The 3,475-nt window shown below is 72.7% G+C and carries 3 protein-coding genes; 2 read left to right on the top strand and 1 reads right to left on the bottom strand.

Going from position 1 to position 3,475, the window contains the following annotated elements; all coding sequences use genetic code 11:
- A partial coding sequence (locus ACOADB_RS18345) for a helicase-associated domain-containing protein (protein WP_378601644.1) occupies positions 1-1,679 on the bottom strand: 1,679 nt, incomplete at its 3' end.
- Between the two features lie 234 nt (positions 1,680-1,913).
- Between ACOADB_RS18345 and ACOADB_RS18340 the strand changes: the two genes are divergently transcribed.
- Positions 1,914-2,774, top strand: coding sequence for a PP2C family protein-serine/threonine phosphatase (locus tag ACOADB_RS18340; RefSeq protein ID WP_378601617.1), 861 nt, complete (start codon positions 1,914-1,916; stop codon positions 2,772-2,774).
- The coding region (locus ACOADB_RS18335; RefSeq protein WP_378601614.1) for a hypothetical protein at positions 2,771-3,475 on the top strand (705 nt) is incomplete at its 3' end. The genes ACOADB_RS18340 and ACOADB_RS18335, both read left to right, overlap by 4 nt.

Genomic DNA, 3,475 nt, shown 5'->3' with positions numbered 1-3,475 from the left:
CCTTCGACGACCGGCGCGACACCGAGGTCGCGCAGCCGGGGCAGCAGCACGTCGATCGGCACGTTCGAGACCAGCACCGTCGGCGCGATCCGCTGGAGGCCCAGCCCGACGGCGCGCGGGTCGCCGATCAGCCCGGCGAGGGCAGCCTCGTCCTCGGACCTGATGAACGACGACGCGACCCCGACGCGCAGTCGGCCGAAGCTGCGCACGACGTCGTCGATCAGGTAGCTCAGCGGCTGGGGCACGGGCGTCCGGGACGCCGCGAGCAGGAAGGCCTGGAGCTCGGCGCCGGTCCAGCCGACGTCCAGTCCGCGCCGCACCGAGTCCGGCGTGAACCGGTAGACCGTCGCCGCTCCGTGGGACTCGATGTCCGCGACCTGGTTGAGGCGGCGGGCGAGGTCCGGTTCGAGCGGCCCGGGGGCCACGGCGGTCAGGTCGGCCTGGATGAGGACGTGGTCGACGGGCGGCGGCAACAGGGCGGCCAGCTCCGGGGCGGGGTCGTCCCCCGTGACCAGTGCCCGGCCGAACGGCGCGAGGACGTCGGCGCCGGTGACGCCGATGACCGCTGCCTCCGTGATCGCCCACGCAACCAGGTCGGGTCGGGTGCGGGGACGGCGCGGTCGTTCCCACGCCAGCCGGGCGACCAGCGACGGCAGTCCGGTACCGGCGGCCAGGCCGTGCCCCTCGGGGAGCTCGGCCAGTGCAGCGAGCGCCATCGCCTTGGCCTCGGGCATGCCGGAGGCCGACAGCTCGGGCGTCAGCGCGTTCCACGGCTTCTGGTCCGGACCGCGTTCGCCGACCAGCGACGGCAGTCGTGCACTCGTCAGCCAGGCACGGGCGATCACGGACCACTTCTCGGCGGTCGGCAGCTCGCGCCACAGGTCGAACTGCTCCGTCGGCACCCACACCGGGTTGCCGTCGGAGTCGGCGCGGGTGCCGAGCAGGCCGGCCTCGGCCGCCACCTCCACCAGCAGTGCCGCGACCGTGTCGGAGACCTGGAGGTACGTCGCCGTCGCCTTCAGCTCCCGCACGCCGAGTCCGGTGGTGCGCAGGGCGGCCGCCGGTCGCACGCCCCACCACTCGAGCAACGTCTCCATTCGTCGTACGACGTCCGTCGCCGCACCGACGGCAGCGCCCTGCGCCAGGCGGGGGGACCGGGCCTCGGCCGCCACGGGCGGTGGCTCGTCGATGGGGGTGGTCGTCGTCCGACCGTTGCGCAGCACGAGGCCGACCTCGCCCGGCACCATCAGCAGGCCCGGCTGCAGGGACCCGCCGGGCAGCAGCAGGCGGTGCGCGATCAGCAGCTCGGCGGGGGTCTCGGTGTCCTCGGGACGCAAGCCGATCCGGGCGGTGCCGGGCTTCGCCGTACCCCCGTTCGCCACGACGTGGTCCAGGAGCGCGCGGGCCTCCGGGGGCAGCGCGGCGACGACCGGTTCGAGCTCGACGGGGTCCCGGCGGCCGGGGGAGCGGGGCCGCAGGCCGCTCACTCCGGCCTCGCCGCCGCCGAGCATGCTGTCGGCGACACCGGTGAGCGGGCGCAGCCCCTCGGGCGACTCCCAGGCGAGCGCCAGGTCCAGGAGCCGAGTGATCGTCGCGGCCACGAAGGACGGGTCGGCCCACACGATCGAGATCAGTTCGGATTCGGTGGTTTGACCGGCCACCACGAGGGCATCAAGCACGGAGAGTTCGCCCCGGGTGAGTCCATCGAGTGTTCGCGCAATCGAGTTCCTCACCGCGGCGCGCGAGGCGAGTTGACCGAAGTCGTGAGGGGCAGGGGTGGCAAGGTCGGGACGTGCTGCGAGCAGGCGTTGGAGCCGCTCGTCGGGCCACGACCGCAGTTGGTCGGCCAACGACCGGTGTCCGATCGGTCCTGGTGCCACGCTGCTCAAACTACCGACCCCGGGCGCGCTCGCATGACCGGGCGCATGATCGGCGTCGACCAGGTCGAGCTGCACCACGGCTCCGCCACCGATGTCGGGCTGGTCCGCTCGGCCAATGAGGACGCCTACCTGGCGAATCCTCCGGTCTTCGTCGTCGCTGACGGCATGGGCGGACACGACCGCGGCGACGTGGCCAGCGGGATCGTCATCGAGGAGTTCGCCCGCCTCGCCGCCGACGGGTACGACGCAGCGCGCGGCGCCGAGGTGATCGCCTCCACCCTGCAGGCGGTCCAGGACCGGATCCTTGCGTACGACGCCGAGCAGCGCGCCAACGGCGCGCCCGCGTCGTTCTCCGCCGGGACGACTGCTGTGGTCGCCCTGCTGGTCGATTCCGACGACGGCCCGCGCTGGCTGCTGGCCAACGTCGGTGACTCGCGGATCTACCGCCACACCGACGGAGTCCTCGAGCAGGTCAGCGTCGATCACAGCCTCGTCCAGGAGATGGTCGACGCCGGCCAGATCAGTGCCGCGGCAGCCGCCGTGCACCCGAGCCGCAACGTCATCACGCGCGCGCTGGGCGGATCGGCCCTGCCGGGCAGCGTGAGTGGCGAGGCCGACTTCTTCCTGATGCCACTGGCCGCGGCCGAGCGGCTGCTGCTGTGTTCCGACGGGGTCAGCGGGATGGTCTCCGACGAGCAGATCGGGGCGATCCTGGGCGGCTGTGAGGACCCCCGGGACGCTGCCGAACAGCTCGTCGCGGCGGCCCTGAGCGCAGGTGGCCACGACAACGCCACCGCAGTCGTCGTGGATGTGGTGGGATTGACCCACACAGATCCGTACGACTCCGATGCGCAGCGGGTGAGTCTGGAGCAGAAGTTGGGAGCTCTCCCATGAGCGAGATCGCCACGGGCGCCACCGGCGCCTGGTCCTACCGAGCTGGATCCTGGTTCGCGGTGTTCGGGAGCAAGGTCACGATCCTGCTGCCCGAGTCGCAGAAGGACCAGGTTGTTTCCCTGTGGTCCCTGGTCGACGGCGGCGCCGGTTTCGACGAGGTGCTCGACGGTCTGCTCGCCTCCGGCTTGAGCAGGATCCCGGGCTTCGTCCTGGTGAGTACCGATGACGGCCCCACCCGGATCCTGCTGCGCGGCCAGGGCGTCACGGCGTCGCTCACCGGTGCCGGCGAGGACGTCGCGCTGGACGGCGCCGCGAGCCACACGTGGGTGGAGCGTGCTGTCGAGGGCGTCACCGCACTGACCGTGACCGTTCCCGGCGACGCCGACGACGACTCCGCAGACTTCCCGATCCTCGGTGGACTGGTCCGCGTCGGGCGCATCGACCGGCCGGCAGCGCAGGCCCCGTCGACCGGCAGCGCGATGACCGACGCCGCTGAGGACGTGCCGATGGTTGCTGCCGTGGACGGGCACGCCGACGACTCCCCGGTCGAGACGCCGGAGGAGATGGCCGAGGAGGACATGGTGGCCGAGGGCGGCCCGGTGGACGGAGGGCCGGTCGACCACGCTCACGGCGACTCGCTTGCCGGTGGACTGGTGGCTGGTGGACTGGTGGCCGGTGGACTGGTGGCCGGTGGCGCCGCC

The organism is Nocardioides sp. CPCC 206348 (genome assembly GCF_048654705.1).
In the GTDB taxonomy this organism is placed as follows: Bacteria; Actinomycetota; Actinomycetes; order Propionibacteriales; family Nocardioidaceae; genus Nocardioides.
Note: the sequence above shows the minus strand (reverse complement) of the source record. Positions and strands in the feature narration are given on the sequence as shown.